The 25043-nt window shown below is 67.0% G+C and carries 28 protein-coding genes and 1 riboswitch; of the genes, 16 read left to right on the top strand and 12 right to left on the bottom strand.

The features are described 5' to 3' along the window. Window positions 1-40 precede the first annotated feature (40 nt). Both ACFOD4_RS05665 and ACFOD4_RS05660 read right to left on the bottom strand, forming a co-directional pair. Window positions 41-2272: a TonB-dependent siderophore receptor gene (locus ACFOD4_RS05665; protein ID WP_379594966.1), complete on the bottom strand. Its 2232-nt coding sequence runs from the start codon at window positions 2270-2272 to the stop codon at window positions 41-43. A gap of 165 nt (window positions 2273-2437) precedes the next feature. Then, a complete protein-coding gene (locus ACFOD4_RS05660) occupies window positions 2438-3694 on the bottom strand; it encodes a D-amino acid dehydrogenase (RefSeq protein WP_379594965.1) in 1257 nt (418 codons plus the stop codon). A 146-nt stretch (window positions 3695-3840) separates the two neighbouring features. Here ACFOD4_RS05660 and ACFOD4_RS05655 point away from each other — a divergent pair, with 146 nt between their 5' ends. Further along, on the top strand, window positions 3841-4317 hold the full coding sequence (locus ACFOD4_RS05655; protein ID WP_379594964.1) for an Lrp/AsnC family transcriptional regulator: 477 nt from the start codon (window positions 3841-3843) through the stop codon (window positions 4315-4317). Here the strand turns inward: ACFOD4_RS05655 and ACFOD4_RS05650 are convergent. Together ACFOD4_RS05650 and ACFOD4_RS05645 are read right to left on the bottom strand one after the other, a co-directional pair. Further along, window positions 4225-4515 (bottom strand): hypothetical protein, encoded by a 291-nt coding sequence (locus ACFOD4_RS05650; protein ID WP_379595261.1) that lies wholly within the window; start codon window positions 4513-4515, stop codon window positions 4225-4227. The genes ACFOD4_RS05655 and ACFOD4_RS05650 overlap by 93 nt on opposite strands. A gap of 121 nt (window positions 4516-4636) precedes the next feature. Continuing rightward, entirely contained in the window at window positions 4637-4771 is a 135-nt protein-coding gene (locus ACFOD4_RS05645; protein ID WP_379594963.1) for an aldo/keto reductase, read from the bottom strand. Between ACFOD4_RS05645 and ACFOD4_RS05640 the strand changes: the two genes are divergently transcribed. Then, a complete protein-coding gene (locus tag ACFOD4_RS05640; RefSeq protein WP_379594962.1) occupies window positions 4770-5102 on the top strand; it encodes a type 2 periplasmic-binding domain-containing protein in 333 nt (110 codons plus the stop codon). The two genes, ACFOD4_RS05645 and ACFOD4_RS05640, sit on opposite strands and share 2 nt — an antisense overlap. 259 nt (window positions 5103-5361) lie before the next feature. Next, window positions 5362-6021 carry a hypothetical protein gene (locus ACFOD4_RS05635; protein ID WP_379594961.1) on the top strand — a complete coding sequence of 220 codons (660 nt, stop codon included), beginning with the start codon at window positions 5362-5364 and terminating at the stop codon, window positions 6019-6021. 70 nt (window positions 6022-6091) lie between these two features. Here ACFOD4_RS05635 and ACFOD4_RS05630 read toward each other — a convergent pair whose 3' ends face one another. After that, window positions 6092-6895, bottom strand: a complete 804-nt coding sequence (locus ACFOD4_RS05630) for a phytoene/squalene synthase family protein (RefSeq protein ID WP_379594960.1) — start codon at window positions 6893-6895, stop codon at window positions 6092-6094. A 168-nt stretch (window positions 6896-7063) separates the two neighbouring features. Between ACFOD4_RS05630 and ACFOD4_RS05625 the strand changes: the two genes are divergently transcribed. Continuing rightward, window positions 7064-7702 carry a superoxide dismutase gene (locus ACFOD4_RS05625; RefSeq protein WP_379594959.1) on the top strand — a complete coding sequence of 213 codons (639 nt, stop codon included), beginning with the start codon at window positions 7064-7066 and terminating at the stop codon, window positions 7700-7702. A 94-nt stretch (window positions 7703-7796) separates the two neighbouring features. Here the strand turns inward: ACFOD4_RS05625 and yajC are convergent, their stop codons facing one another. Continuing rightward, the gene (gene yajC, locus ACFOD4_RS05620) at window positions 7797-8144 is read right to left on the bottom strand and encodes a preprotein translocase subunit YajC (protein WP_379594958.1); all 348 of its coding nucleotides are present in this window, start codon (window positions 8142-8144) and stop codon (window positions 7797-7799) included. Between the two features lie 148 nt (window positions 8145-8292). Between yajC and ACFOD4_RS05615 the strand changes: the two genes are divergently transcribed. Then, window positions 8293-9174, top strand: coding sequence for an ATP-binding protein (locus ACFOD4_RS05615; RefSeq protein ID WP_379594957.1), 882 nt, complete (start codon window positions 8293-8295; stop codon window positions 9172-9174). 15 nt (window positions 9175-9189) lie between these two features. On the opposite strand, the gene ACFOD4_RS05610 is transcribed toward ACFOD4_RS05615, so the two are convergent. Next, on the bottom strand, window positions 9190-9471 hold the full coding sequence (locus ACFOD4_RS05610; RefSeq protein ID WP_379594956.1) for a hypothetical protein: 282 nt from the start codon (window positions 9469-9471) through the stop codon (window positions 9190-9192). 44 nt (window positions 9472-9515) lie between these two features. On the opposite strand from ACFOD4_RS05610, the gene ACFOD4_RS05605 reads away from it, so the two are divergent. Next, window positions 9516-10523: an MBL fold metallo-hydrolase gene (locus ACFOD4_RS05605; protein WP_379594955.1), complete on the top strand. Its 1008-nt coding sequence runs from the start codon at window positions 9516-9518 to the stop codon at window positions 10521-10523. 26 nt (window positions 10524-10549) lie between these two features. Here ACFOD4_RS05605 and ACFOD4_RS05600 read toward each other — a convergent pair whose 3' ends face one another. Genes ACFOD4_RS05600 through ACFOD4_RS05590 form a run of 3 tightly spaced genes read right to left on the bottom strand, consistent with a single transcriptional unit; the run spans window position 10550 to window position 12647 of the window. Beyond that, window positions 10550-11014 carry a lysozyme inhibitor LprI family protein gene (locus tag ACFOD4_RS05600; protein WP_379594954.1) on the bottom strand — a complete coding sequence of 155 codons (465 nt, stop codon included), beginning with the start codon at window positions 11012-11014 and terminating at the stop codon, window positions 10550-10552. A gap of 5 nt (window positions 11015-11019) precedes the next feature. Further along, window positions 11020-11499, bottom strand: coding sequence for a DUF192 domain-containing protein (locus ACFOD4_RS05595; protein WP_379594953.1), 480 nt, complete (start codon window positions 11497-11499; stop codon window positions 11020-11022). An 8-nt stretch (window positions 11500-11507) separates the two neighbouring features. Next, window positions 11508-12647, bottom strand: a complete 1140-nt coding sequence (locus ACFOD4_RS05590; protein WP_379594952.1) for an acetoin utilization protein AcuC — start codon at window positions 12645-12647, stop codon at window positions 11508-11510. A gap of 257 nt (window positions 12648-12904) precedes the next feature. On the opposite strand from ACFOD4_RS05590, the gene ACFOD4_RS05585 reads away from it, so the two are divergent. The 6 genes from ACFOD4_RS05585 (at window position 12905) to ACFOD4_RS05560 (ending at window position 18836) form a co-directional block, all read left to right on the top strand. Then, window positions 12905-13918: a beta-1,6-N-acetylglucosaminyltransferase gene (locus ACFOD4_RS05585; protein ID WP_379594951.1), complete on the top strand. Its 1014-nt coding sequence runs from the start codon at window positions 12905-12907 to the stop codon at window positions 13916-13918. Window positions 13919-13930: 12 nt separating this feature from the next. Continuing rightward, entirely contained in the window at window positions 13931-15157 is a 1227-nt protein-coding gene (locus ACFOD4_RS05580) for a polysaccharide pyruvyl transferase family protein (RefSeq protein ID WP_379594950.1), read from the top strand. Between the two features lie 116 nt (window positions 15158-15273). Further along, a riboswitch (TPP riboswitch) is annotated at window positions 15274-15383 on the top strand. Further along, entirely contained in the window at window positions 15379-16110 is a 732-nt protein-coding gene (locus ACFOD4_RS05575) for an ABC transporter ATP-binding protein (protein ID WP_379594949.1), read from the top strand. It overlaps the preceding riboswitch by 5 nt. Then, complete coding sequence (locus ACFOD4_RS05570; protein WP_379594948.1) at window positions 16107-16880, top strand: ABC transporter permease; 774 nt, start codon at window positions 16107-16109, stop codon at window positions 16878-16880. The genes ACFOD4_RS05575 and ACFOD4_RS05570 overlap by 4 nt, the downstream gene beginning before the upstream one ends. Next, complete coding sequence (locus ACFOD4_RS05565; RefSeq protein WP_379594947.1) at window positions 16877-17875, top strand: ABC transporter substrate-binding protein; 999 nt, start codon at window positions 16877-16879, stop codon at window positions 17873-17875. Before ACFOD4_RS05570 ends, ACFOD4_RS05565 begins: the two co-directional genes overlap by 4 nt. Window positions 17876-18017: 142 nt before the next feature. Then, on the top strand, window positions 18018-18836 hold the full coding sequence (locus ACFOD4_RS05560) for a glycoside hydrolase family 19 protein (RefSeq protein ID WP_379594946.1): 819 nt from the start codon (window positions 18018-18020) through the stop codon (window positions 18834-18836). A gap of 147 nt (window positions 18837-18983) precedes the next feature. Here ACFOD4_RS05560 and prpB read toward each other — a convergent pair whose 3' ends face one another. Next, entirely contained in the window at window positions 18984-19907 is a 924-nt protein-coding gene (gene prpB, locus ACFOD4_RS05555) for a methylisocitrate lyase (RefSeq protein WP_379594945.1), read from the bottom strand. Between the two features lie 106 nt (window positions 19908-20013). Beyond that, window positions 20014-21519: a sodium:proton antiporter gene (locus ACFOD4_RS05550; RefSeq protein ID WP_379594944.1), complete on the bottom strand. Its 1506-nt coding sequence runs from the start codon at window positions 21517-21519 to the stop codon at window positions 20014-20016. Between the two features lie 208 nt (window positions 21520-21727). Here ACFOD4_RS05550 and ACFOD4_RS05545 point away from each other — a divergent pair, with 208 nt between their 5' ends. Genes ACFOD4_RS05545 through ACFOD4_RS05530 form a run of 4 tightly spaced genes read left to right on the top strand, consistent with a single transcriptional unit; the run spans window position 21728 to window position 25035 of the window. Next, window positions 21728-22600 (top strand): SRPBCC family protein, encoded by an 873-nt coding sequence (locus tag ACFOD4_RS05545; protein WP_379594943.1) that lies wholly within the window; start codon window positions 21728-21730, stop codon window positions 22598-22600. After that, entirely contained in the window at window positions 22597-23532 is a 936-nt protein-coding gene (locus ACFOD4_RS05540) for an AAA family ATPase (protein ID WP_379595260.1), read from the top strand. Before ACFOD4_RS05545 ends, ACFOD4_RS05540 begins: the two co-directional genes overlap by 4 nt. Window position 23533: 1 nt before the next feature. Beyond that, complete coding sequence (locus ACFOD4_RS05535) at window positions 23534-24715, top strand: vWA domain-containing protein (protein ID WP_379594942.1); 1182 nt, start codon at window positions 23534-23536, stop codon at window positions 24713-24715. After that, window positions 24715-25035 (top strand): XdhC family protein, encoded by a 321-nt coding sequence (locus tag ACFOD4_RS05530; RefSeq protein WP_379594941.1) that lies wholly within the window; start codon window positions 24715-24717, stop codon window positions 25033-25035. Before ACFOD4_RS05535 ends, ACFOD4_RS05530 begins: the two co-directional genes overlap by 1 nt. Window positions 25036-25043: the final 8 nt, after the last annotated feature.

Below are 25043 nucleotides of genomic sequence, written 5' to 3'. Positions count from 1 at the left end.
CGGAGTGGAGCGCGGAACTGGCCCCGCGCGCCCGTTGCGATCAGAAGAAGGCCGTCAAGCTGACGAAGTAGGCTCGGCCCGGCTCGTTGTAGCTGTTGGCGCCGTAGCCGTTCGATACGGCCTGGCGGAGCAGTTGCTCGTCAAGCAGGTTGCTGATGCCGGCGGTGAGCCGCGTGCTGGCGTTGATGTCGTAGGTGGCGCTGACATCGACAACCGAATACGGCTTCCTCTCCAGCAACTGGGTCCCGGTGGCGGCTGTACCCTGGATGTTGGTCGTGCGGGCCTCCTGCTTGCCGTAGTGGGTCAGGCCCAGCCTGAAGAAGAGCTGCTCTGTCGCGTTCCAGTCGAGGCTGGAGTTGATCGTGTATTCCGGGATCAGAGACAGAGGCTCGCCTGTGGTCTTGTCCTTGCTCTGGATCATGTAGGTCAGGTTGGTGTTCCAGGAGAGCGTCTCCATCAGCGGCACCAGGAGATTGCCCTCGATACCTTCAACAACCGCTTCCGGCGTGTTCTCCCAGCGGAACACACGTCCGTTCGCGGCAGTCTGTCCGACGGGAACCAGTCCGGACTGGATCTTGTCCTTGTAGTCATTGTGGAAGTAGGTGACGCTCGCATTCCAGCCAGCCTGATCATAGACGACGCCGATTTCCTTGTTCAGGCTGGTTTCCGGCTTGAGGTCGGGATTGCCCTGGACGTAGCAGCCGGCGCCGAGGCTCGGAAAGCCGATAGGGCAACCGAATCCCATCGTATAGTAAAGATAGTTCGGGTTTGATTGATAAAGGTTAGGCGCCTTGTAGGCCTGGGCTATACCGCCCTTGACAGAGAAGCCGTTGAATACCTCGTAAGCCGCGTTCAGTGATGGGCTGACATTGCTGCCATACTTGCTGTGGTGGTCGAAGCGCACGCCCGGCGTCACCGTCAGCCGCTCGGTGACATAGACGTTGTCCTCCACAAAGGCGGCATAGGTTTCGGCGTTGTCTTTGCCGCTGCGATTGTTCTGATCGATCCCGGCAGGCACGCCACCCAAGCCCGTGCTCTGCGTGACGGAGAACGGGTCGCTGAGATTCTCCTTGAGATACTCGGCCCCCATCGTCAGACGCTGCGGCACCACAAAATCGATCGGGATCGAGATGTCGCCATTGATCTCGTAATTGTTCAGCACAGAGGTGGAGCGCGCAGAGTTGGTGTTGATGCTGCCTTCCCCACTTCCGGCAAGGCCTTCGTTCAACCGTTTGTTCTGCGTACCCTCATAGTAGAGAAGCAGACGGCTCTCGGTCCCCCCCCATTCACCCCGATGGGTAAGCGCGATGGAGGTGCGGTCGAGCACATTCGTTTCGGCACCTTCATTCGCCAGTTGCTCCAGCAGCGCCGTTCCCTCCTCGTTTACGGCGCGGTCACCGGCATAGATGTTGCCCTGGCGACTGTAGCCCGCCTCAAACTCCAGCGCCTGATTGGGCGTCAGGTCCCATCGCAGCAGACCGTCGAGGTCGCGGTTCTCGACGCCTTCGCGGCCGGCCGGCGGCACTCCGCCATCAACGGCGAAGGGTTGGTTCAGGCTCAGGCTGTCGGCGTCGGTTCTGGCGAAATTGCCGAACAGGCGGAAGCTGAATGCTTCCCACAGTGGCCCGGCCAGGGTGAAGCCGATCCGCTTGGTGTCGCCTTCATCCTTGTCCTCCGGCTGGTTCATGTAGACGGATACAGAACCGGTATAGGTGTCGGTCGGCGGCTTGGTGATGATGTTGACCACACCGCCCGCCGCGCCCGAGCCGTATCGTGCCGCGGCCGGGCCACGGATCACCTCGATGCGGTCGATGGCGTTGGCAGGCACCCAGTTGGAATCGCCACGCGTGTTGCGCTCGCCGCTGCGCCCCATACGGGTCGAGTTTCGGCTGCGAACGGGCTTGCCGTCGATCAGGATCAGCGTGTTTTCCGGCCCCATGCCGCGCAGGTCGATCTGGCGGTTGTTGCCGTACTGGCCGGAGGACGAATTGCCGGTCAGGTTCACCCCCGGCATCTTGCGGACGAGCTCGCTGATGTCGTTGGCCGGCGGCTCCCGCTCGATGTCCTGCCGATCGATAATGGAAACCCCGGGCGCCTGCTTCAGCTGCTGCTCTGCCGTGGCCACCACATCCACCATCGGCAATTGCAGCGTTGCGGCTCCGGCGGATCCCGAGGGCTGCTCCTGCGCCCCTGCCGGAAATGCGGCGAGCGTCAGACCAGTGAGCAAGGCAAGGCGGGAAGGCGTGGCGGCAAGCAGCAGGCGTTTGTTCACCAGTCCGTCTCTTTCAGCGATTGATAATCATTCTCATTAGAAGAGAGCAATGCCGGCTGGCAAGCCGCCGTGTCCGCGCTGGCCCGGAAACGTTACCGAGACTGGGCACAAAGAGCCGGGCGTGCCCGCTGAAGCACGCCCGCTCGTATGAACGTTGAAGCCGGTTCAGGCCGCGTAACGCGAGACCGCCAGATCCTCGTGCTCGATGTTTGGCCGTTGGCCGGTCACCAGATCAGCCGCCAGCTTTCCGCTGCCGCAGGACATCGTCCAGCCCAAGGTGCCATGCCCGGTGTTCAGGAACAGGCTCGGGTACCGGGTAGGGCCGATCACTGGTGTGCCATCGGGGGTCATCGGCCGCAATCCGCACCAGAACACTGCCCGGGCCGGGTCGCCGCCGCCGGGGTAGAGATCCATCACCGAATGCAGCAGCGTCTGGCGGCGTTCCTCCCGCAAGCTGGTGTCAAAGCCCGCGATTTCCGCCGTGCCGCCGACGCGGATCCGGCTGCCCAGCCGCGTGATGGCGATCTTGTAGGTTTCGTCCATCACGGTGGAAACGGGTGCCGCTGCTTCATCAGCCACGGGCAGAGTGATGGAATAGCCCTTCACCGGATAGACTGGCAGGCTGAGTCCCAGCGGCGTCAATAATTGCGGGGAATAGCTGCCCAGCGCCAGCAGGTAGCGGTCTGCCGAGATCACCCCGTCGCCAGTTGCGACGCCCGCGACGTCGTCGCCCTGCATAACCAGCCGCTCGATCTCCGTGCCGTAGCGGAAAACAACTCCCATTCCTTCGCAGATCGTGGCGAGGCGCTGAGTGAAGAGGTGCGCATCCCCCGTCTCGTCCTGCGGCAGGCGTAGCCCTCCGACGAACTTCTCGCCCACGCGCGCCAGGGCCGGCTCGGCGGCGATGCATCCAGCACGGTCCAGCACCTCGTATGGCACGCCATACTGTTCCAGCACGCGCAGGTCGCCACCAATGCCATCGAGCTGTGCCTGCGTCCGGAACAGCTGCAGCGTGCCTTGTTCCCGCCCATCATACTCGATGCCGGTCTCGGAGCGCAGGTCGGCCAAGGCGGTTCGGCTGTAATCGGCCACCCGCACCATGCGCGACTTGTTGGTCTTGTAGGCGGCCTCGTTGCAGTTCTTCAGCATCTGCCACAGCCAGGTCCACTGCACGGGGTCCAGCTTCGGCCGGATCACCAATGGGCTGTGCTTCTGGAAAATCCACTTCACTGCTTTGGCAGGAATGCCGGGCCCCGCCCAGGGAGAGGAGTAGCCGAAAGACACCTGCCCTGCATTGGCGAAACTCGTCTCCAGGCCCGCTCCCTGCTGACGGTCCACCACCTCCACCTCATGCCCCGCACGGGCAAGGTAATAGGCCGAGGTGACGCCCACCACGCCGGCGCCAAGAACAAGAACCTTCATCGCAGGGATGCTCCGCCAGGCCGCCCGATGCGCGGGCGGAATCCCGAAATGCTAGAACGGAACTACCCGCAGGTGCTTGCGATCGGCGCAACTTCGTAGGAATGATACGCGGGAAATCCGCATTTCTTGCCACTTCATGGAAGATCATGCAGTCCCCGAACCTGGATGCGATAGACCGCAGGATGCTGCGGCTGCTGCGCGCGGATGGCCGCATGAGCAACGCCGCCCTGGCGGAAGCGGTAGGGCTCTCCCCCTCCGCATGCCTCAGGCGCTTGCGGCTGCTCGAGCAGGGCGGCGCCATCCGCGGCTATACCGCCATCCTGGCAGCGCCCGACGCATCCTCACGCACCGTGGTCATCGTGCAGATCACGCTGGAGAAGCAGACAGAGGATGCCTTTAACCGCTTCGAGGCCGCCGTGAGGCAATGCCCGGAGATCTGCGAGTGCTATCTGATGACAGGGGCGTCGGATTACCTGGTGCGGGTCGAGGCGCGGGACGCGGCGGATTACGAGCGCATCCACAAGGAACAGCTATCCCGCATGCCGGGGGTGTCGCGCATCCAGTCGGCCTTCGCCATCCGCACCGTGGTGCAAGGCGCGGCGCCGGCCTGGGTGGAGGAGTGATGGGCGCGAGTGGGTAGCTTCGCGCCCGGGCGGGTCACAGTCCCAGTCCGGTGCCAGGCCGGCCGGGCTGACGATACGGCCATCCGTCCGCGCCAGGGCGTGGATGGCCGTCATCTCGTCCGCCGACAAAGCGAAGTCGAGGATGGCCGCGTTCTCGGCCAGCCGTGCCGGCGTCACCGTCTTGGACAGCGCGATCACCTCCTCCTGCTGCACGAGCCAGCGGAGCACCACCTGCGCCGCCGACTTCCCGTATCAGGCGCCGATCTCGCGCAGCACCGGTCCAGCTGCACCTTGCCGTCGGCCATCGCGTAATAAGCGGTCAGGCCAGCACCGGCCCCTGGTTCAGGTAAGGATGGTACTCGACCTGGTTGGTGACCAGCGGAGCGGCGCTGAGCCCCACGGCTTCGGCCATCAGCGCGGTGCTGTAGTTGCTGACGCCGATATGCCGCGTCATGCCGGCCTGCCGCACCTCGTTCAGCAGCCCGATCTGCCCAAGCTACCTATTGCCGCACGGCACGTCGCTTCAGCCGAAGGAGCTGGCACAGCATCATTGTCTGGGCTTCAACTTCCGCCGCAGCCTGGATGGCTGGCCCTTCCACGGCCCCGCCAGCAGGCGGCGCTGGCTGCAGGCGACGCAGGGCAATGTGCTGGCCAGCAACGGCACCATCCTGCGGCAGCTCTGCCTCGACGGCGCGGGACTCGTACGGGTGGGACAGTTCCTGGTGCAGCCGGATCTTGATGCCGGGCAGTGCTCCAGCCCTGGAACCCGGAAGACATGGAGCTGATCCATGCCGTCTTCGCCGGGCACGAGCATCTGGAAGCGCGCATCCGTGCCGTTGTGGATTTCCCGGCGGAAACGGTGCCCGCATGACAGGGCACCTCCCCCCGCCCTGTGGCGAAACTGATGGCGGAGGGAGCTTGAGGTTTGTAGCCTCGTACCCGCCTGTGCCGCCGGTTCTCTGCGCGGAGCTGGCCAAACGGAGCCTGCCGCAGGACAAAAATCGCCTTGTCCTGTCCGGGGTCCAGGAACAGGGGGAACACACCATGCACTCCACCGCCATGCTCGGGCTGGCTGCGGCCCTGCTTGTCGCCGCGCCCGATGCCCGTAGCCAGGGCGCGGGCGAGATGACGTTTTTTGTCACCTCGGCCAATCCTGGCGAGGGCGCCAATCTGGGTGGGCTGGCCGGGGCCGATGCACATTGCCAGTCCCTGGCACTGGCGGCAGGGGCCGGCAACCGTGGATGGCGGGCGTATCTCAGCAGCTCGGCCACCGGCAACGCCCCGGCCGTGCACGCGCGGGACCGCATCGGGCCCGGCCCCTGGCGCAATGCCAAGGGTGAGGTGATCGCGCAGGACGTCGCCTCGCTGCACGGCCCCGGCAACCGCCTTTCGAAGCAGACGGCGCTGACGGAAAAGGGCGAGCCCGTGAACGGCCGCGGCGACACTCCGAACAACCACGACATCCTGACCGGCTCGCAGCCCGACGGAACCGCTTTCGCCGGGGAACAGGACCGGAGCTGCGGCAACTGGACCCTCGGCGGCGCAGAGGGCTCAGCGATGGTTGGCCATCATGACCGGCTGGGGCTGCAAGATAATGAGCCGGCCAGGTCCTGGAACTCTTCCCATGCCAGCCGCGGCTGCAGCCTTCCCGCGTTGAGAACCACCGGAGGGGCCGGACTGATCTACTGCTTCGCGGCGGATTGAACAGGTTCGACGGCGGGAAGTGTCCTCCACCGTCTGAACAGGGAAGATCGACGGCCCGTCCGCGCCCGTTTTAACCTCGCAACCCGGCCCAGAACATGGCCAGCCGGTCGCCCAGCCCGCGCGGCCGAGGCGGCTCGGCAGGATCGAAGCCGGACCTCGCCATCCGGGTGAGATCGCGCCGCGCGAGCACGCCGGGCAGTGCCGCCGCTCCACCTGGGCGCCGCGGGGGCAGCAAGCCTAGCCCTTCCGCCGCAAGTGCCTGCGCCACCGCCGCAATGCCTTTCTGTCGGGGGTCGCGGGCGGCATCCGCCGGCGTCAGCCCCCGTTCGGCCAGCATGTCGGCGGGCAGCAGGGAGCGGCCCCGCATCGCCATGGCTGGGATCGAGCGCAGCAGCCCCGCCATGCCATAGGCCGCGCCAAGTGACTGCAGCGCAGGCAGGCTGTCCGGCGATGCGCCCAGAGCCCGGCCTGAAGTCACGGCGTATCCGCCTGCCGTACCCCGCAGATAGGCCAGGAGCGCGCCGCGAGAAGGCATCTCCTCCTCCGTCTCGGCCTCGCGAGCGTCGATCATGCCAAGCAGGTCATCCGGATCCAGAGCGCCGGCCCGGATAGCGGCGGCCAGTGGCTCGGCCACCTCATGCTTGCGGACGGGAGCGCCGCTGCGCGCTTCCTCCACCGCGTCCCGCCACCATTGCAGCCGGATCAACGCCGCCATCGGGTTGGTGGCGGCTTCCCGCGCCCGTGCGATCTCGTGGTTGAAGGCGATCAGCACCCATTGCGCCTCGCGCTTCGCCGGGGGAGCGAACAGGGTGCACAGGAAGCGGTCCGGGTCATGCCGGCGTGCAGCCTCGGCGATGGGGGGAAGTTCGGCCATGGCGGGGTTATGCCGCCGGAACAGGCGCACGCAAACCGTTGCGGCCCGAATGTAACCCGGCCCCGGTTGACGCTCCACGACCGCACCCCTAGCTGTGGAGCGCCCGGCGCCGTTCGGCGCCGCTGTTGAATCGACGATCCGATTCTCACCTACGGGAGTACAGCCACCATGGCCTTCAGCCTTCCGCCGCTTCCCTACGACGCTTCCGCCCTCGCCGGTTCCGGCATGTGTCAGGAGACGCTGGAACTGCATCACGGCAAGCACCACAACGCCTACGTCACCGCGCTGAACGGGCTGGTGGAGAGCAAGGGCCTGGCCGGCAAGTCGCTGGAGCAGATCGTCTCCGAGGCCGGCAAGGCTGGCGCCGATGGCCTGCCCGTGCTGAACCAGGCGGGGCAGCACTGGAACCACATCCTGTTCTGGCAGGTGATGAAGCCGAATGGCGGCGGCGATAGCCTGCCCGGCAAGATCGGCGCCAAGATCAATGAGGATTTCGGTGGCCTCGCGCAGTTCAAGGACGCCTTCAAGCAGGCGGGCGTGACGCAGTTCGGCTCCGGGTGGGCCTGGCTGGTCGTCGATGGCTCGGGCAAGCTCAAGGTCACCAAGACCCCGAACGGCGCCAACCCGCTCTCCACCGGCGAAGGCACGCCGATCCTGGGTGCCGATGTCTGGGAGCATGCCTACTACCTGGACTTCCGCAACGTCCGGCCGAACTACCTCGACAACTTCCTCAACAAGCTGGTGAACTGGGAGAAGGTCGAGGAGCTGATGCTCAGTGGCGGGCTGAAATCCGGCCAGAGCGCCTGATCGATTGTGGCGGGGAGCGCGCGCCGCTCCCGCCCAGCAAAAAGGGCGCCGGGGGATGACCCCGGCGCCCTTTTTCCGTTACGCCTTGCGCGCCTCAGGTGGCGGGCTTGCTGTCATTGGCCGCGGAAGGCGGCTTCACCAGGCTGGCGATGGTGCCGCGCACCACATTCACGCGGACGTTGGGCGCGATCTCGACCTCGATCTCCTCGGAGCCTTCCTTGACCCGGGTGATGGTGCCGAGGATGCCGCCCGACGTGATGATGCGGTCATTGCGCTTCAGCGCGCCCAGCATGGTGCGGTGCTCCTTGGCGCGCTTCTGCTGCGGGCGGATCAGCAGGAAATAGAACACCACGAAGATCAGGATCAGCGGCGCGAGCTGAATGATCATGGCGGTGGCGCCGCCGGCTGCGGCGTCCTGGGCATAGGCGGGGGAGATGAACATCGAGGGGCTTCCGTCTTGCCGTGTGTCTTGCCGTGTCCGGCGCGCGAAACTAGCCTCCCCCACCCTGCCGTCAACCCAGCCATGACATGGCCGTCATGTTCGGGCCCCTGCCTAGCATGGTTCCAGAAGTTCAGGAGCATTCCCCGCCTTGTCCTCGTCCGACGATCATAACCTGCTCCCTGTCCTGACGCGCATCGCCGAGGCGTTGGACCGTCTGGCGCCACGTCCGGTCTCGCCGTCCGCACCGGAAGGGGCGGACGCCTTCGTGTGGCATCCTGCAGCAGCCGGGGAAGCGGCACGGCTTGCTCCGGTGGCACGGGTGGCGGCGGTGGAGATCGGGCTGCTGCAGGGGGTGGAGCGGCAGAAGGCCCTGCTGCTGGAAAACACGTTGCGCTTCGCCCGCGGCCTGCCAGCCAACAACGCCATGCTCTGGGGCGCGCGGGGGATGGGAAAATCCTCGCTGGTCAAGGCCGCGCATGCGGCAGCCAACGCGGCGCACCCGGCCAGCCTCGCGTTGATCGAGATCCACCGCGAGGATATCCGCACCCTGCCCGAGCTGCTGAATATTCTGCGGGCCGGTACCCGACGCTGCCTGGTCTTCTGCGACGACCTGTCCTTCGAGCGCGAGGACCAGGACTACAAGGCCCTTAAATCGGTCCTGGATGGCGGCATCGAGGGGCGGCCCTCCAATGTGCTGTTCTACGCCACCTCCAACCGCCGACACCTGATGCCGCGCGACATGATGGAGAATGAGCGCTCCACCGCCATCAACCCCGGCGAGGCGGTGGAAGAAAAAGTATCCCTTTCCGATCGCTTTGGCCTCTGGATCGGCTTCCACAACGCCGATCAGTCCACCTTCTTCGCCATGGTGGAAGGCTATGCCCAGGCTCTCGGCCTGCCGATGGAGGCGGAGGCCCTGCGCAAAGAGGCGGTGGAATGGTCGGTGACACGCGGTGGACGCTCCGGCCGCGTGGCGTGGCAGTTCATCACCGACCTCGCCGGGCGGCTTGGGGTAGCGCTGCCGGGCTGAGCAGTTCGCGCGGCTTCAACCCACCCGCACCCGCCGGTTGAAGCCTCCGATCGCCTCATCCAGATCATCCATGGCGCGCGCGGATTCATCTTGCAGGCAGGCCAGATAGCTTCGGACCGCGTCACGATAAGTCTCGACCTCGCGCCGGCAGCGGCCGAGGTCGCGTTCGTCGAAGAAGCCGCCGAACTGCGCCGCGCAGGCCGGCTGCACCGGCACCTGGCAGCGGAGCTGCGCCTTTGCAGAAGCCGGCAGCATCACCAGATGCCAGCCGAGAATGACAAGCGGTATGGCCTTCACAATCGCCCTCCGGGGTTCGCCTCAACCGAGCTAGGACAAGTGTGTTGCCTGGACATGAACACCGGCGGGCAGCCCCCGAGGCGCCACCCCGCGGCGCCACGAGGCGCGGCCGGATCTTTCTGAACCCGGACGGCACGGCTCCCGGCCAGCCGCTGCGCAATGTCTGGCGCATGATGCGCGAGGGCAAGGGAACGCCATGGCCTCTCCGGATCGAGGATCCGCCCTTCCCGCCTCCGCCGGAACCCGCCCGGGGGCAGGTGGCCGTGACATTTATCGGCCATTCCAGCTTCCTGATCCGCTATCCGGAAGGACCAACATTGCTCACAGATCCGATCTGGAGCGAACGCTGCTCGCCAGTCGCCTTTGCCGGGCCGAAACGGGTCCGGGCGCCGGGCCTCGCCTTCGACGCATTGCCGAAGATCGATGCCGTGCTGCTCAGTCACAATCATTACGATCACTGCGATATTCCGACGCTGAAGCGGCTCGCATGGCGCGATGCGCCGCGCGTCGTCACCGGTCTCGGCAATGCGCGGCTGCTGGCGAAACATGGCCTGCGTGACGTGGTGGAACTGGATTGGTGGCAGGACGCCCCACTCCCTGGCGGCGTCGTGGCACGCTTCCTTCCGGCACGGCATTTCGCCGCGCGCGGGCTGCATGACCGTGCACACTCGCTATGGGGCGGGTTCGCCCTGCGGGACGCCACCGGCGGCTCCCTATGCTTCGTTGGCGATTCGGGCTGGGGAGCGCATTTTGCTGAGATCGGCGCGCAGTGCGGGCCGTTCGACATGGCTTTGATCCCGATCGGTGCCTACGAGCCGCGCTGGTTCATGCGGGCGGTGCACATCAATCCCGAGGAAGCGGTTCAGGCCTTCGCCGCCCTCCGCGCGCGCCGCGCCCTGGCGATGCATTTTGGGACGTTCAAGCTGACCCAGGAAGCCATCGATGCGCCGGCACAGGGGCTGCACGAGGCGCTGGCCGCCGCCGGCATCGACCCGCGGCGCTTCATGGTGCCCGGCCACGGGGAAAGCTTTCTGGTGGAACCCGCGGGCTAACAGCTCCCGCCTATGGTCTCGGTCACCTATCGGCCGCAAAAGGCGGGCCGTTCCGCCGCCGGGATCATGCCGCAGCCCCGGGCGATCTCATCCGTGATCAGCGAGCAGCGATTGGCTATGTTGCAGGGCGGATGGGTCGCCGGCGAGACCTGGATGCATTGCCGCACCCACTCGTTTGCCTGATCGGTGCCGGCTTCCTCGCGGCAGGTCGCGGCAGGACGCAGGGCGGCGATGCGGCCACGGTAGGTTTCCGCCAGGCATGCGGCATCGGCGCAGCGGTCCCGCCTGGCCAGCCACTCGCGCTGCCCCGCGCGCCGGTTCGCTTCCGCCACCCACCACGCCGCCGCCATCTCCTGATCCAGCGCCGAGAGCACGGGATCGGCGCAGATCATCCGCTCCGCCGCGGTGGCGGCACGCCTGCAATCAAGGCTCGCCGCGCCGGCCGGAGCGGCTCCAAGGGCCAGCAGCGCGGCCAGGACCAGCCCCCGCATCGGCTTCACCGAGCGGTCAGGTTGCCGAAGATGCTGCTTTCCACCCGGTCCCCGACCCGCAGGCCCAGCCGTTCCGCCGTGCCGGCCGCCAGCTCCAGCGTGGCGCGCACAGGGCCGCGGCTTTCCACCGTGGCGAGGCTTTGCGGTACGGTGCGCTCGGCGATGCGGTGGATGCGGCCGCCTTCGGCGATGAACAGCATGTCCAGCGAGGCAATCGTGTTGCGCATCCACATGGTCGATTCGCGTGCACGACCCCAGTCGAACAGCATGCCCTCGTCTGGCTTCACTTCGGGCCGGAACATCAGCCCCACGGTTTGCTGGTCCGGTGTCAGCGCCATTTCCACCGTGAAGTCATGCCGGGTTCCCTCCCGGGTGACGATGGCCAGCGGCTCGGTCGGCAGGCGCGGCTGCGGTCCCTCCTGCGCGAGGACGGGAGCGGCGGAAGCGGCGAGGCCCAGCAGGGCGAAAAGCAATCGTCGGTGCATGGCGCCCCTTATGCCATGACCTGCCCTGGCTCGGGCAGCCCTTCCAACGTCGCGGCCGCCAGGTGGCGGATCTCGCCGCGCACCGGGCCCGGACGCGGCGCGTCGCGCAAGGTGGTGAACCAGTGCTCCGGCGGATTGCGGCCCGCGGCGCGGTGGAAGCTGAGGGCGCGCAGCACTGCCTCCGCAGCCGGCGGCAGGTGTTCGGGCGGCTCATGCCCGTTGAGCACGCCCCAGATTCCGGCCCAGCAGCGCCCGACGGACCATGGATTGTAGCCGCCGCCGCCCAGCACGATCAGCCGCGGCGCCTGACCCATCACTGCGCGCACCGCATCCCAGTAGGCGTTGTTGGACAGCGAGAGCCGCGCGAGCGGGTCCTCCTCCAACGCATCGGAGCCGCATTGCAGCATGATGGCCTGGGGCCGCAGGTGACGGACCACCGGCATCACTGCTTGCCGCCAGAGAAAGGCGAACTCGCTGTCGTTCAGTCCCTGCGGCACGGGGATGTTGCGGGCATGGCCGCCCGCGCGATCCTCCAGCCCGCCGGTGAAGGGCCAGCGCCCGGCCTCGTGGATGGACAGGGTGAAGATGCGTGGATCGTCGTGGAAGGCGTCCTGCACCCCGTCGCCATGATGCGCGTCGATGTCGAGGTAGAGGATGTTGGTGAGGCCATGGTCGAGCCAGGTGAGCAGGCCCAGCGCCGCATCGTTCAGGTAGCAAAAGCCGCTGGCGCGATCCGGCCGGCCGTGATGCGTGCCGCCGCCGGGCACGTGGAACACCCCGCCCTTCTCCGCCGTGGTGCGCGCCGCCAGCATGGTGCCGCCCGCCCCGGTGGCGGGACGGCGGAATACCTCGCGATAGACCGGGTTGCCTTGCGCACCGATGTTGAAGCGGGAGCGGACCTCGTCAGGCACCGACTGATCGGCCTCCGCCGCCGCCAGCGCCGCGATGTAGTCAGGGTGATGAAACCGCGCGAGCTGCGCCGGGGTCGCGCGGGGACTGTCGAGGTAGCGCGCCGGATCAAGCCAGCCGATGGCACGGATCAGGTCGAGCGCCGTGGAAACGCGTGGGATAGCCAGCGGGTGTTTCGGCCCATAGGTGGAGCGGCGGTAGATCTCGGAGCCGATGAGGATTGGGGCACGGACGGTCACCTCCTCAGCATCGGCCGAGTTACAGCATCTGCAAGCCCGGCGCATCGCTCAAGAACGCGCGATCACTTTGCTTGCCATTTGGACCTCCTACCCGCATAAGTAGAACCGGCTGGCTGGCTGCATCTGCATAATGTCGGTTCTGCGACGGCTTGCTTTGAAGACAGCTGTTCGCGTCACAAGGGGCGTCACGAAAGAAGTTCGTCGGATTTGAGTAAAAACTAGGTTCATTCGCTCGATCCAGCGCCCATGGAGTGCATATGCTTCTCTACTACGTCCAGATTCATCAGGTGAACCCATGGGTCGATTACCTGGCTTCTGTTCTGCGTAGCGAGGGATCTGCCTGCGTCATATCCTATGACTGTCCCGGACCGTGGCCGAACGTCACGAACTTGCCAGCACGCCTGATGTTACGGAGTTCCGGCCCTATCACCTGGGGCGGCGGAAGCCAGGTCACGGCGCTGCTGGAAATGTTTACCCACGCCCTGAGCCTACCCCACAGGTGGAATTACCTCATCAACCTGTCCGGCCAGGACGTTCCGCTGAAAACGCCGGCTCAACTCGCCGACTTCGAACGTCGCGCGCTAGCGCGGGGCCACGATGCCTTCATCAATTACTACGGCCAGATGGCTGGTGTGGCAGAACGGTTCTCCATCTGGGACGGGGTGCCCGACAGCGACCCCAACGACTTCGAGAATGTCCATCTTAAGGGCCGTGTCATGGCGCAGTTCTCGCGCCAAGCTCGCCGCCGCTTCTTCGACGACGCCACCGATCCCGAGATGCGGTACTACTGCCGACCGCTTTTTCTTTGTCAGAACAACTACGCCCGCAAGCAATTGCGGATCGACAAGCCATCCATCGCGGAGATCGAGTACCGCCGCGCCTTTCTTGAGCGTCATGGCAGCCATGGCGGGCGTGCCTGGTACGTGTTGAGCCGCCGCTTCGTCGAGGCGTTCGTCCGGAGCCCCTTCACCCGGGAGCTCCAGAACTACCTGAACGGCATGTTCTGCGGCGACGAGCTATTCGTGCAGACCTGGATCCGCAATGAAGGCGAACGCCTGAAGCTCAAGATCGTGGAGAGCAACATGCGGTTCCGCCATGGCGACCCGGTGACGTTGACGGAGTCATTGATTCCCGAGCTCACGGCCAGCTCCGCTCTGTTCGCCCGCAAGCTCGATGCCGCAAGCCAGCCGCAAGTGGCCGAATGGGCGCAAGCACGTATCCCTTCCCCTGAGACACTGGCTCTCAGCCAGTCCCTGTTGCGGACCGCATAAGGACATCTCGACATGCCGAGGCCTCCATTCGCCGCTTACCGCTTCTGGAACGGCGTGCCTAACAACGGCGACACCATCACGGCCGAGCTGATCCGCGACCTCGTCGGCACTCAGCCTTTTCTGGTGCCGGGCAACCGCCCTCATGTTCTGGGTGTCGGCAGCATCATGTTCATGGCCAACCAGAATTCTTATGTCTGGGGCAGCGGGGTCATCGATCCTTCGACCTATACGCCGGATCTGGACGCAAAGAAGGTGCGCGCGGTCCGGGGAACGTTGACGCGGGATTGGCTGCATTCTCGCGGCATCAAGATTGGTGACGTGCCGCAGGGCGATGCTGGCTCCTTTATCGCCGCACTTCCGGCACTGCGTCATCTGGCGGGCCGACGTCCACGCTACCGCGCCGCCATCATCCCGCACTGGGCGTCAGCCTGGATGCCGGTGTTCAAGAAGCTCTCGCACACGCCTGAGATTGTCATGGTCGAGATGCGCGACAGCTCCATGAAACCGATCGAGCAGATCGCGGATGCAGACATCGTGATCTCACAGAGCCTGCATGGGTTGATCTACGCGGAAGCGCTCGGGAAGCCCACCCTCTGGATCAGTCAAACCGACGACGACAAATGGTGTTTTAAGTATCGCGACTGGTACAGCAATGTTCGCAATGCTCCGAACAAGCCGATGTTGTTGGACAAGTTCGACGAAGCGGCCTTCCGCGAAGCACGCCGTCGTGACATCACCGTCGATCAATGGGCAATGCTGAGCGCCTTTCCGCGTCAGGAAGTTGCCTTCGACCCCGGCCACGAGGTCGTCACCTTCGAGGAAGCGCGACGCCTCAGCCCTTCGCACATCGTCAACCCTGCACTGCTGCCGGAGGGGCTGTTCAATGCCCGCGATGAACCGGAGCATGCCAAGCAGATCGAGGCGGCTCTGGCTAGCTTCGCGGCCACAGCCTATGGCCACTGGGCGGAGCCGCCATTCTGCTACATCACCCGAAGCGCCATGCCCGTGGGTGGCCCCGTTTTCGCCGCCATGCAGCAACTGCTCTACACGCTGCACGATGTTGATGTGATCTGCATCGCCAGCAAGGCGGACCTAGAGAAGCGCGGTGACGCTCCCCTGGCACCCTTCAAGGTGGCCGAGCGGGAGTTCGCCAAGGGCGTGGCTTTGATCGGTGGCGGCGTGTTCTGCCGCCCAGGCAAGTTCAACCTGAGAGAGCGGATCGGCACCATCTTCATCTAAACGGCTGACTGTGGCCCGGAGCTACGTCCGGTCAACCCTTTCTTACCAGTCTTCCCCTCATGCGCTTCCAAGCATGGCCCCTCTTGCCACGAGCCGCGCCCGGCCATAGGAGTGAATCTGTCTCCGGGGGGAGCCCGTGCTTGGGCTGAGAGGCAGGGATGGGCCCTGCGACCCCTTGAACCTGATCCGGGTCATGCCGGCGAAGGGATCGGTGGTTTCGCATGGCGCCTTCTGTCGCCCTTTCCCTGCCTGGACTGCGCCTCGGCGGCCGTGCCGTGCTCGGTGCCGCACGGTTCGACTTTGCCGGTGGCCAGACCACCGCGCTGCTCGGACCTTCCGGTGTCGGGAAGTCGACCTTGCTACGCCTGGTGGCCGGCCTGATGCCGCTACCGCAAGGCGCGCGGCTCGAAGCGTCGGATGGTGGGCGGCTGGCCGGACGCATCGCCTGGATGGGCCAGCAGGACCTGTTGCTGCCCTGGCTCGACCTGCTGGGCAACGTCACCCTCGGCGCCCGGCTGCGAGGCCGGCGCCCCGACCGGGAACGAGCCCGGGCGCTGATTGCCTCCGTCGGGCTGGATGGGCGAGAAGCCGCCCGTCCGTCCGAGCTTTCCGGCGGCATGCGCCAGCGGGCAGCGCTGGCCCGCACATTGATGGAAGACCGTCCCTTTGTGCTGATGGACGAGCCTTTCTCCGCCATCGATGCCCCCACCCGCCACAGGCTGCAGAGTCTGGCGGCCGGACTGCTGCGCGGCCGCACCGTGCTGCTGGTCACGCATGATCCGCTGGAGGCGCTGCGCCTGGCCCACCGCATCCTGGTGCTGCGTCCGGCCCCGGGTGGTGCGTGGCCCGAGGACCACCCCCTCCCGCACGGCGTCCCGCCGCGTGCCGCGCACGAGCCGGCGTTGATGGCGTCCCAGGCCGCGCTGCTGGAGCGGCTGGCGGAGGCGGCATGAGGCCGCTCCTGGCCGCCCTTGGCCTGCTGCTGCTGTGGGAAGGCTTTGTGCGCTGGAGCGCCGTGCCGCCGTTTCTGCTTCCCTCGCCACTGCGGGTGGCGGATGTGCTGGTGACACGGTGGGACATCCTGTGGGGCCACGCGCTGATCACGGGGTCGGAGATCCTGCTGGGGCTGCTGCTCGGCACGCTGCTGGGCGTGTCGGTGGCGCTGACGCTGACGATCTGGCGCGAGGGGCGTCGTTGGCTGCTGCCGCTGCTGGTGGCCAGCCAGGCGGTGCCAGTCTTCGCCATTGCCCCATTGCTGACGCTGTGGCTCGGCTTCGGCCTGGCCAGCAAGATCGCCATGGCCACCATCATCATCTTCTTTCCCGTCGCCACCGCCTTCTACGACGGGTTGCGCCGGACGGAGCCTGGCTGGCTCGACCTCGCCACCACCATGGGCGCGTCGCGCCTGTCCGTTCTTTGGCGCATCCGCGTGCCCGCGGCGCTGCCCGGCCTCGCCTCCGGGCTGCGCGTGGCCGCCGCCGTGGCGCCGATCGGCGCGGTGGTCGGGGAATGGGTCGGCGCCTCCGCCGGACTGGGCTACGTGATGCTGCAGGCCAATGGCCGCAGCCAGACCGACATGATGTTCGCGGCGCTGGCTGTGCTGGCCTGCATGGCCATGGCGCTGTGGTTCGTCATCGACCGCATCCTGCGCGCCGCCCTGCCCTGGCAGCCCGATGCACTGGCCGACCGCGACGCGCAAAGCAACTCCGGAGGAATCGCATGACCACTATCACCCGACGCGCCCTGCCTGGCCTGGCCGCTCTGGCATTGCCGGCCGTGGCCCATGCACAGGCGCCCGCCGCGGCGCCCACAACCCCTGCCGCACCGGGCACACCCGCGCCGCTGACCCTGATGCTGGATTGGTTCGTCAACCCGGACCACGCGCCGATCATCGTGGCGCGCGAGGGCGGGCACTTCGCGGCCGCCGGCCTCGATGTGCGGATCGTCGCGCCGGCCGACCCGAACGACCCGCCCCGGCTGGTCGCGGCGAAGCAGGCCGATCTGGGGGTGTACTACCAGAAGACCCTGTACCTCGCGGTCGATCAGGGCCTGCCTCTGGCCCGTGTCGGCACGCTGGTGGCGACACCGCTCTCCACCCTCTCCGTGTTGCGCGACGGCCCGGTGAAGCAGCTGGGCGACCTCAAGGGCCGGAAGATCGGTTTTTCCACCGCCGGATTCGAGGAGGTGGCAATCGACACCATCCTCGGCACGGTCGGGCTGTCGGCGCGCGATGTCACCCTGATCAATGTCAATTTCGGCCTGTCCTCGGCGCTGATGTCGGGGCAGGTTGACGCCATCCTCGGTGGCTTCCGCAATTTCGAGCTGCACCAACTGGAGATCGAGGGCCGGCCCGGCCGTGCCTTCTATCCCGAGCAGCACGGCATGCCGATCTATGACGAGCTGATCTATGTCGCGCACAGCGATCGGGTGAAGGACCCGGTGCTCCGCCGCTTCATGGATGCGGTGGAAGCAGCCACTGCCTTTCTGGTCAACAATCCGGATGAATCCTGGCGCATGTTCATTGCCGGGCCCCGTCGCGAACTGGACAACGAGCTGAACCGCCGCGCCTTCCGCGACACGTTGAACCGCTTCTCGCTGAGCCCGGCGGCGCTGGATGCCAATCGCTACGAGCGCTTCGCCCGCTTCCTTCAGGGGCGGAAGATGATCCGTTCAGTGCCGTCGCTGGCCAGCTATGCCGCGGAACTGCCGGCTGCCTGAGGGGGCTGGCAAGGTCCAGGGGCGAGGTGTCGGCAGAAGCAGCAAGGCTTGCGCCGCAACTATATAGGTTTTTATTCCTTTACTGCTGAGGTTGCTGCTGCTATAGGTATTTCGACCTATTGTTGCGACGGAAGCCCTCGCCATGTTCGCCCTCCCCCAACTTCGCCTCCTTTATCCCCAGGCCGCGCCGGACCACCTCGCCGCCTTTGCCGAACAGGCTCCCGACCTGTTCCGGCAGACGGGGCTCGACGTGTCTCCGCAGCGCTGTCACTTCTTTCTGGCCCAGACAGGGCACGAGTCGGAGGGGCTGCGGACCCGCTCGGAGAACCTGAATTATTCGGCACCGCGGCTGATGCAGGTCTGGCCAAGCCGCTTTCCCTCGCTGGCCGCCGCAGCGCCTTATGCCGGCAACCCCCAGGCCCTGGCCGAGCGCGTCTATGGCAGCCGCATGGGCAACACGGAGCGCGGAGATGGTTGGCGGTTCCGAGGGCGCGGCTACATCCAGCTCACCGGCCGTGAAGCCTATCGGGAGGTCGGTCGCCGCGCGGGGCTTGAGCTGGAAGCTGAGCCGGACCAGGTGAACCATCCCCGCCACGCCCTGGCTGTCGCATGCGGCTATTGGAGCTGGAAGCGGCTGAACACCCTGTGCGACGCCGGCGACTACATGGCCCTGACGCGCCGCATCAATGGCGGGCTCATCGGTCTGCAGGATCGCTTCGCGTGGCTGCAACGCGCGCAACGCTTCATTCCCTGGACGGCTCCCGGCGCGTGGCCCGTCGCCACCTTGAAGGCGGTGCAGGCGGCACTGCGGCAGCGCGGCCTCTACAGCGGTTCGGTCGATGGCATCATCGGCAGGGAAAGCCTGGGCGCGCTCGCCACCCTGCGGGCCGAGGCCGGGCTGTCGCCCGCCGGCGGCATCGACCACGCGGTGCTCGGCCTGCTGGGCGTGGCAGAAGCCTGAAGGCGGCATGGAGCCTGTCCCTTCCTGCCAGAGCCCTGGCGGAATCCAGCCAGGATGGTGCCAGGGCTCGTCGCGCGGGCCCATGGCCGCAGGGCGGGCCGGGGCACCACCCGCCTCCCCGATCCTGGGGGTTGTTCGCGGACCCCGTTATCCTCGCTGCGGCATGGCCTCGGGCACCACGGTCTGCACCAGCGTCTTGTCCAGCGACTCATAGGCCAGGTAGTCGATGGTCTCGTAAAGCTCGGCGCGGGTCTGCATGCGGTCAACCATCTTGTGCGTCCCGCCATCGCGGTTGATGGCGCCGTAGAGCTCCTCCATGGATTTCGCGGCGACGCGAAGCTGGCTGACCGGCCAGATCACCATGGCATAGCCCATGGCTTCGAATTCCTGGTCCGTGAAGAAGGGTGTGCGGCCGAATTCAGTCATATTGGCCAGCAGCTTCACCCCCGGCATACGGCGGGCAAATTCCTCGAACATCTCGCGGTTGGTCAGCGCCTCGGGGAAGATGGCATCCGCCCCCGCCTCCAGATACAGCTTGGCGCGTGCTACCGCGCCGTCCATGCCTTCGCTGGCGGCGGCATCCGTCCGGGCGATCAGGTACAGGTGCCGCCGCGCCTTGCGGGCCGCGGCGATCTTGGCCGCCATGTCGCGCGCATCGGCCAGCTTCTTGTCGTTCAGGTGCCCGCATTTCTTGGGCAGCAGCTGGTCTTCCAGGTGCACGGCGCCAGCACCGGCCTCCTCGAAGGAGCGCACCATATGCATCACGTTCAGCGCCTCGCCATAGCCGGTGTCGCCATCCACCAGCACCGGCAGCCCAGAGGCGCGGCTGACCTGGCGGATGTGCCAGGACACGTCATCCACCGTGATCATGCCGAGATCGGGCAGGCCCATCGTGGCCGACATCGCCGCGCCCGACATGTACAACGCCTCGAACCCCGCCCGCTTGGCCAGCAATGCGGCGATGCCCAGATGCGCTCCCGGCATGCGCAGGATCTGCGGCCGGTCGAGCAGCGCGCGGAAGCGCAGGCCGGCGGGGGCGTCGGTCAGGTCATCGGCGATCACATAGGGCATGGACGGTCCTTTCTTGATGCGCCGCCACGAGCGGCTGCCGCAGAATACAGGCTGGCGCCCTGGATCCGAAACCAGGGCCAACGGCCGGCCGGGTCCTGTTCCGGTGCTAGAAGAAGACCAGCGTCATCAGCGCGAAGCAGGGGATCAGAAACACCGCGGCCCAGCCACAATAGCCGAAGAAGCTCGGCATCCGCTCCCCCTGCTCCTCCACGATGGCCTTGACCATGAAGTTGGGCGCGTTGCCGATATAGGAATTGGCTCCCATGAACACGGCACCGCAGGAAATCGCCGCCAGCACCGGGGCGCCGGCGCCCATGAGCCATGCCGCATCGCCACCGGCCAGGTTGAAGAACACCAGATAGGTGGGCGCATTGTCGAGAAAGGACGACAAGGCGCCGGTGAGCCAGAAATACATGGCTGGAATCGGTTGGCCGGCCGCATCGGTGGTCAGCGCCACCAACCCCGCCATCGGCCCGTCCGGCCCGGCGCGCAGCATGGCGAGCACCGGTGCCATGGTCACGAAGATGGCAGCGAACAGCTTGGCGACCTCCAGAATCGCGGCCCAGGTGAAGCCGTTCGCCGCGCGCAGCGAGCTGGGGGTCAGTTGCACCGAGACCAGCGTCACCAACAGGAACAGCGCCATCGCCACCAGCCGCTCGATGCCAACACTCTGCCCCAGAACGATGACGCTGCCGGGCAGCCAAATCCCCTGCATCAGCACCGTGGCCACCACCACGCCGAGCAAGGCCACATTCACCCAGCCGTCGATGCCCAGGGGCTCGCGCGGGGTGCTTTCCACATGGTCGCGTTCGGCTGCTTCCTCCGCCTTTGCAGCGATCAGGCCCTTGCGCTCCCGTGCGTAGGCAAAGCGGTCGATCACCCAGTACACCGCCAGCAGCAGCACGGCGCAGAACAGGAAAGGGCTGAACAGGTGGGTGGTCGGCCAGAAGAACGACACGCCTGCGAGAAAGCCGAGGTAAAGCGGCGGATCACCCAGGGGCGTGAGGCTGCCGCCAATGTTGCTGACCAGGAAGATGAAGAAGACGAAGCTGTGCATCTTGTACCGGCGCCCGGCATTGGCCCGGATCAGTGGCCGGATCATCACCATGGAGGCACCGGTGGTTCCCATGATGCTGGCGATGGCCGTTCCCACAGCCAGCAGCGCGGTGTTTGTGGCGGGTGTGCCAACCAGCGTTCCGCGAAGCAGCACCCCGCCCCCTGCCGTGTAAAGCGCCAACAGCAGGGTGATGAACGGCAGGTATTCGCCCATCAGAACATGGGTGAACTCCCCGAACGCGGCGGCAGGGCCCATCAACACGGCGAAGGGCACAAGGAAAAGCAGCGACCAGCCGAGCGCCACCTTGCCATAATGGTGGTGCCAAAGCCGTGCCGCCAGCAATGGCATCAGCGCGATGGACAGCAGAACACCGACAAAGGGCAGCGCCCAGATGAGCCCTGGCGCCGCGTTCCCCTCGGCGCTGCCTGATGCGGCGGCAAAGGCCGGCGCCGCGTCCAGCAGCATCGGCAACAGCGAAGCGGCGAGACCGATGCGCCGCGCCGTGCCCCACCCGTCCTTGAAGCGGCTGGACCGCGCTTGAGGGTTATGGGGCATCGCAACTTCTTCTCCATCATGCCACCCGGACAAAAGGGGCGGGCCGAACGGGCTGGAGCTCGGCCTACACCACCGCCCCCGCAGGCGCCAGACAGGTTCCGCCACCGTCAGGCACGGGCTTTCCCCCGGGGCGCATGCGTCCTAGCTTGGCGCCGGGGTGGGCGCCTGCCGCGCGCCGCCGCACCGGGTGAGCAGGGAGAGACGCAGCATGGAAATGACAGGCGAACGCAACATCGCGGCCCCACGCCAGACCGTATGGGAGGGGTTGAACGACCCGGAGATCCTGCGCGCCTCAATCCCCGGCTGCGAGCAGATCGAGAAGACGGGGGATGACGGCTTCTCCGCCCGCGTTGCCATCAAGATCGGCCCCATGGCTGCCCGCTTCAACGGCAAGGTGAAGCTGGAGAACCTGAACCCGCCCACCTCCTACACCATCAGCGGCGAGGGCAATGGCGGCGCCATGGGCTTTGCCAAGGGAGGTGCCGATGTCAGCCTGGAGGAATCCGGCCCCGGCGCCACCTTGCTGCGCTACGCTGTGAAGGCGCAGGTGGGCGGCAAGATGGCGCAGCTCGGCGCCCGGCTGATCGACAGCACGGCCAAGCAGATGGCCGACCAGTTCTTCGACCGCTTCGCCGCCAATGTCGCCCCCGCGGCCGACCCGGCCGCCCTTGCCGGGAGTGCCGATGGAACCGCCGAAGCCCCGCGGGGCCCTGGCGGCCAGCCCGCCGCTCCACGCCCTTCGGCCGAGCCGGTGCTGCCCGAGGGCACAGTGCCCACCCCCGCCCCCGGCACCGAGATCGGCGATGCCTCCACCACCGAAAGGCTCGGAGCGGCGACCCTGTTGGGTGCAGGACTGGCCGAGCATGCCGGCGAGGTGCCGCCGGGTGGCCGCCAGCAGGAGCCCTCCAGCGGCGCGGCCGCACACCCTGCTCCGCCCGCGCGGCGGCCGGTGCCCGGTCCGGCTCCGGCGCTCTCGGCCTTCTCGTTGATCCCGGAGGAGATCTTCGGCTTGCCCACCCTGTTCTGGGGTGGCTCGGCGGTGTTCCTGGTGATCCTGTTCCTGCTGTTCGTGCTGGGCTGAGCGTGGCCGCGCTTCCCACCTCGGTCGAAGAAACCCAGCGCCTCCTGGAGGCCGGCGGCTATGTGGCCGACCGGGCACTGGCCACCACCGTGCATCTGGCGCTGGCCATGGGCCGGCCGCTTTTTCTGGAAGGCGAACCCGGAACCGGCAAAACCGAGATCGCCAAGGTGCTGGCCAGCGGCCTTGGGCGGCGGCTGGTGCGGCTGCAATGCTATGACGGGCTCGACCTTTCGGCTGCCGCCTACGAATGGAACCATGCGCGGCAGCTCATGGCCATCCGCCTGGCGGAGGCCGCCGGGGACACAAGGAACGAACGCGACCGCGCCGCGCTGGAGGCCGGGATCTACGATCGCCGCTTTCTGCAGGAACGGCCGCTGCTGGCGGCGCTCTCCGGTCCGCCAGCCGTGCTGCTGATCGATGAGCTGGACCGCGCCGACGAGCCTTTCGAGGCCTTCCTTCTGGAGATCCTGGCTGACTTCCAGCTCTCCATCCCCGAGCTCGGCACCATCCGCGCCGATACACCCCCCATCGTGGTGCTGACCAGCAATCGCACGCGGGAGGTGCACGACGCCATCCGTCGCCGCTGCCTGTACCAATGGGTGGACTACCCCGACGCGATGCGGGAGCGTGCCATCCTGTCCCGCCGCCTTCCCGGTCTGGCGGATACCCTGGCGTCCCAGGTGGTCGCCTTCGTGCAGGCGATCCGGGCGGGGGATTTTTTCAAGTATCCGGGCGTCGCCGAGACCATCGACTGGGCGGCGGCGCTGTCCGCGTTGCAGGCGCGGGAACTGGAGCCGGTGCTGGTGGAGGAAACGCTGGGCGCGCTGCTCAAATACCAGGACGACATCGCCCGGCTGCGCGGCGAGGAGGCGGCGCGGCTGGTCGAGGCCGCGAAACAGGCCGCCAGCCCACGCCCTGCCCTGCCCCTCTGACATGGCCACCGCCGCCCCCGCCTTGGCCGAGAACCTGATGGGCTTCGGCCGGCTGCTGCGCCGCGCCGGCCTGCCTGTTGGGCCGACCGAGCTGCTGGCCGGGGCGGAGGCACTGCGCCACATCGAGATCGGCGACCGGCATCAGTTCCGCGCGGCGCTGCGCGCCACCATGGTGCACCGGCACGAGCATGCGCCGATCTTCGACCAGGCCTTTCTGCTGTGGTGGCGCGACCCGGCAGCGGGGGGACCGCAGGGTGCCGATGCCACCGCGCCGGACAGCGCGCCGCCACCCCCCGGTGCCCGTCGCCTGGGCGAGGCGCTGACTGGCGGCGCCCCGCCTCCGCCCGAAGGCGAATCGCGCCGCACCGACACCGCCCTGTCCTTCAGCGCCGCCGAGCAGCTGCGAAGCATGGATTTCGAAGCGATGGGCGCGGAGGAGATCGCCAATGCCAAGGCGGAGATCCGCAAGCTTTCCTTGCCGCTGGATGCCCGCCCGACCCGCCGTTTCCGCCCGCACCCGTCCGGCGCCCGGACCGACCTGCGCGCCACGCTGAAGGCCAGCCTGCGTCAGGGTGGCGAAATCCTGGAATTGCGGCGCCTGCAGCGGGTCACGCGTCCGCCGCCACTGGTGGTACTGTGTGACATCTCCGGCAGCATGGGCCGCTACGCCCAGGTGCTGCTGCACTTCCTGCACGCGGTGACCAACGATCGTGACCGCGTCTCCTGCTTCCTGTTCGGCACGCGGCTGACCAACATCACGCGCCAGCTACGCCACCGCGACCCCGAGGCGGCCTTCCAGATGGTCAGCCATATCGTGCCCGACTGGTCGGGCGGCACCCGGATCGGCGAGGCCCTGGACCTGTTCAACAAGCAATGGTCGCGCCGCGTGCTGGGCCAGGGCGCAGTGGTGCTGCTGATCACGGACGGGCTGGAGCGGGGCGGCGCCAGCGAGCTGGAGCGGCTTGGCGCCGCGACCCGGCGGCTGCGCGATTCGTGCCGGCGGCTGATCTGGCTGAACCCGCTCTTGCGCTATGCCGGCTTCCGGCCGAAATCCCAGGGCATCCGGGTCATGCTGCCGCTGGTGCATGAGCACCGCCCGGTCCACAACATCGACAGCCTGCGTGCCCTGGTCGAGACGCTCTCGGCCCGGCCAGCGCGGCATCCAGGGACGGAGCGACGGTGATGAGCGATCAGGAGGACATCCTCGGGACGGCCGCCGAATGGCTCGGCCAGGGGGAAACGGTGGCGTTGGCCACGGTGGTGGAAACCTGGGGCAGCTCGCCCCGCCCGGCAGGCTCCCAGCTCGCCGTCACCGCCAGCGGCCGCATGGCAGGCAGCGTCTCGGGCGGCTGCATTGAGGGGGCGGTGGCGGAGGTCGCGCAGAAGACGATGCAGGATGGCCAGCCGCAGCTTCTGGATTTCGGCATCAGCGACGAGCGCGCCTGGGAGGTCGGGCTGGCCTGCGGCGGCAAGCTGAAGGTGTTCGTGGAGAAGCTGGTGTGAAGGCGGAG

Origin of the sequence: Teichococcus globiformis, from assembly GCF_042646265.1 — a bacterium.
Classification (GTDB): Bacteria; Pseudomonadota; Alphaproteobacteria; order Acetobacterales; family Acetobacteraceae; genus Pseudoroseomonas; species Pseudoroseomonas globiformis.
The sequence above is the reverse complement of the archived record's forward strand: the minus strand, read 5'-3'. Positions and strand labels throughout refer to the sequence as shown.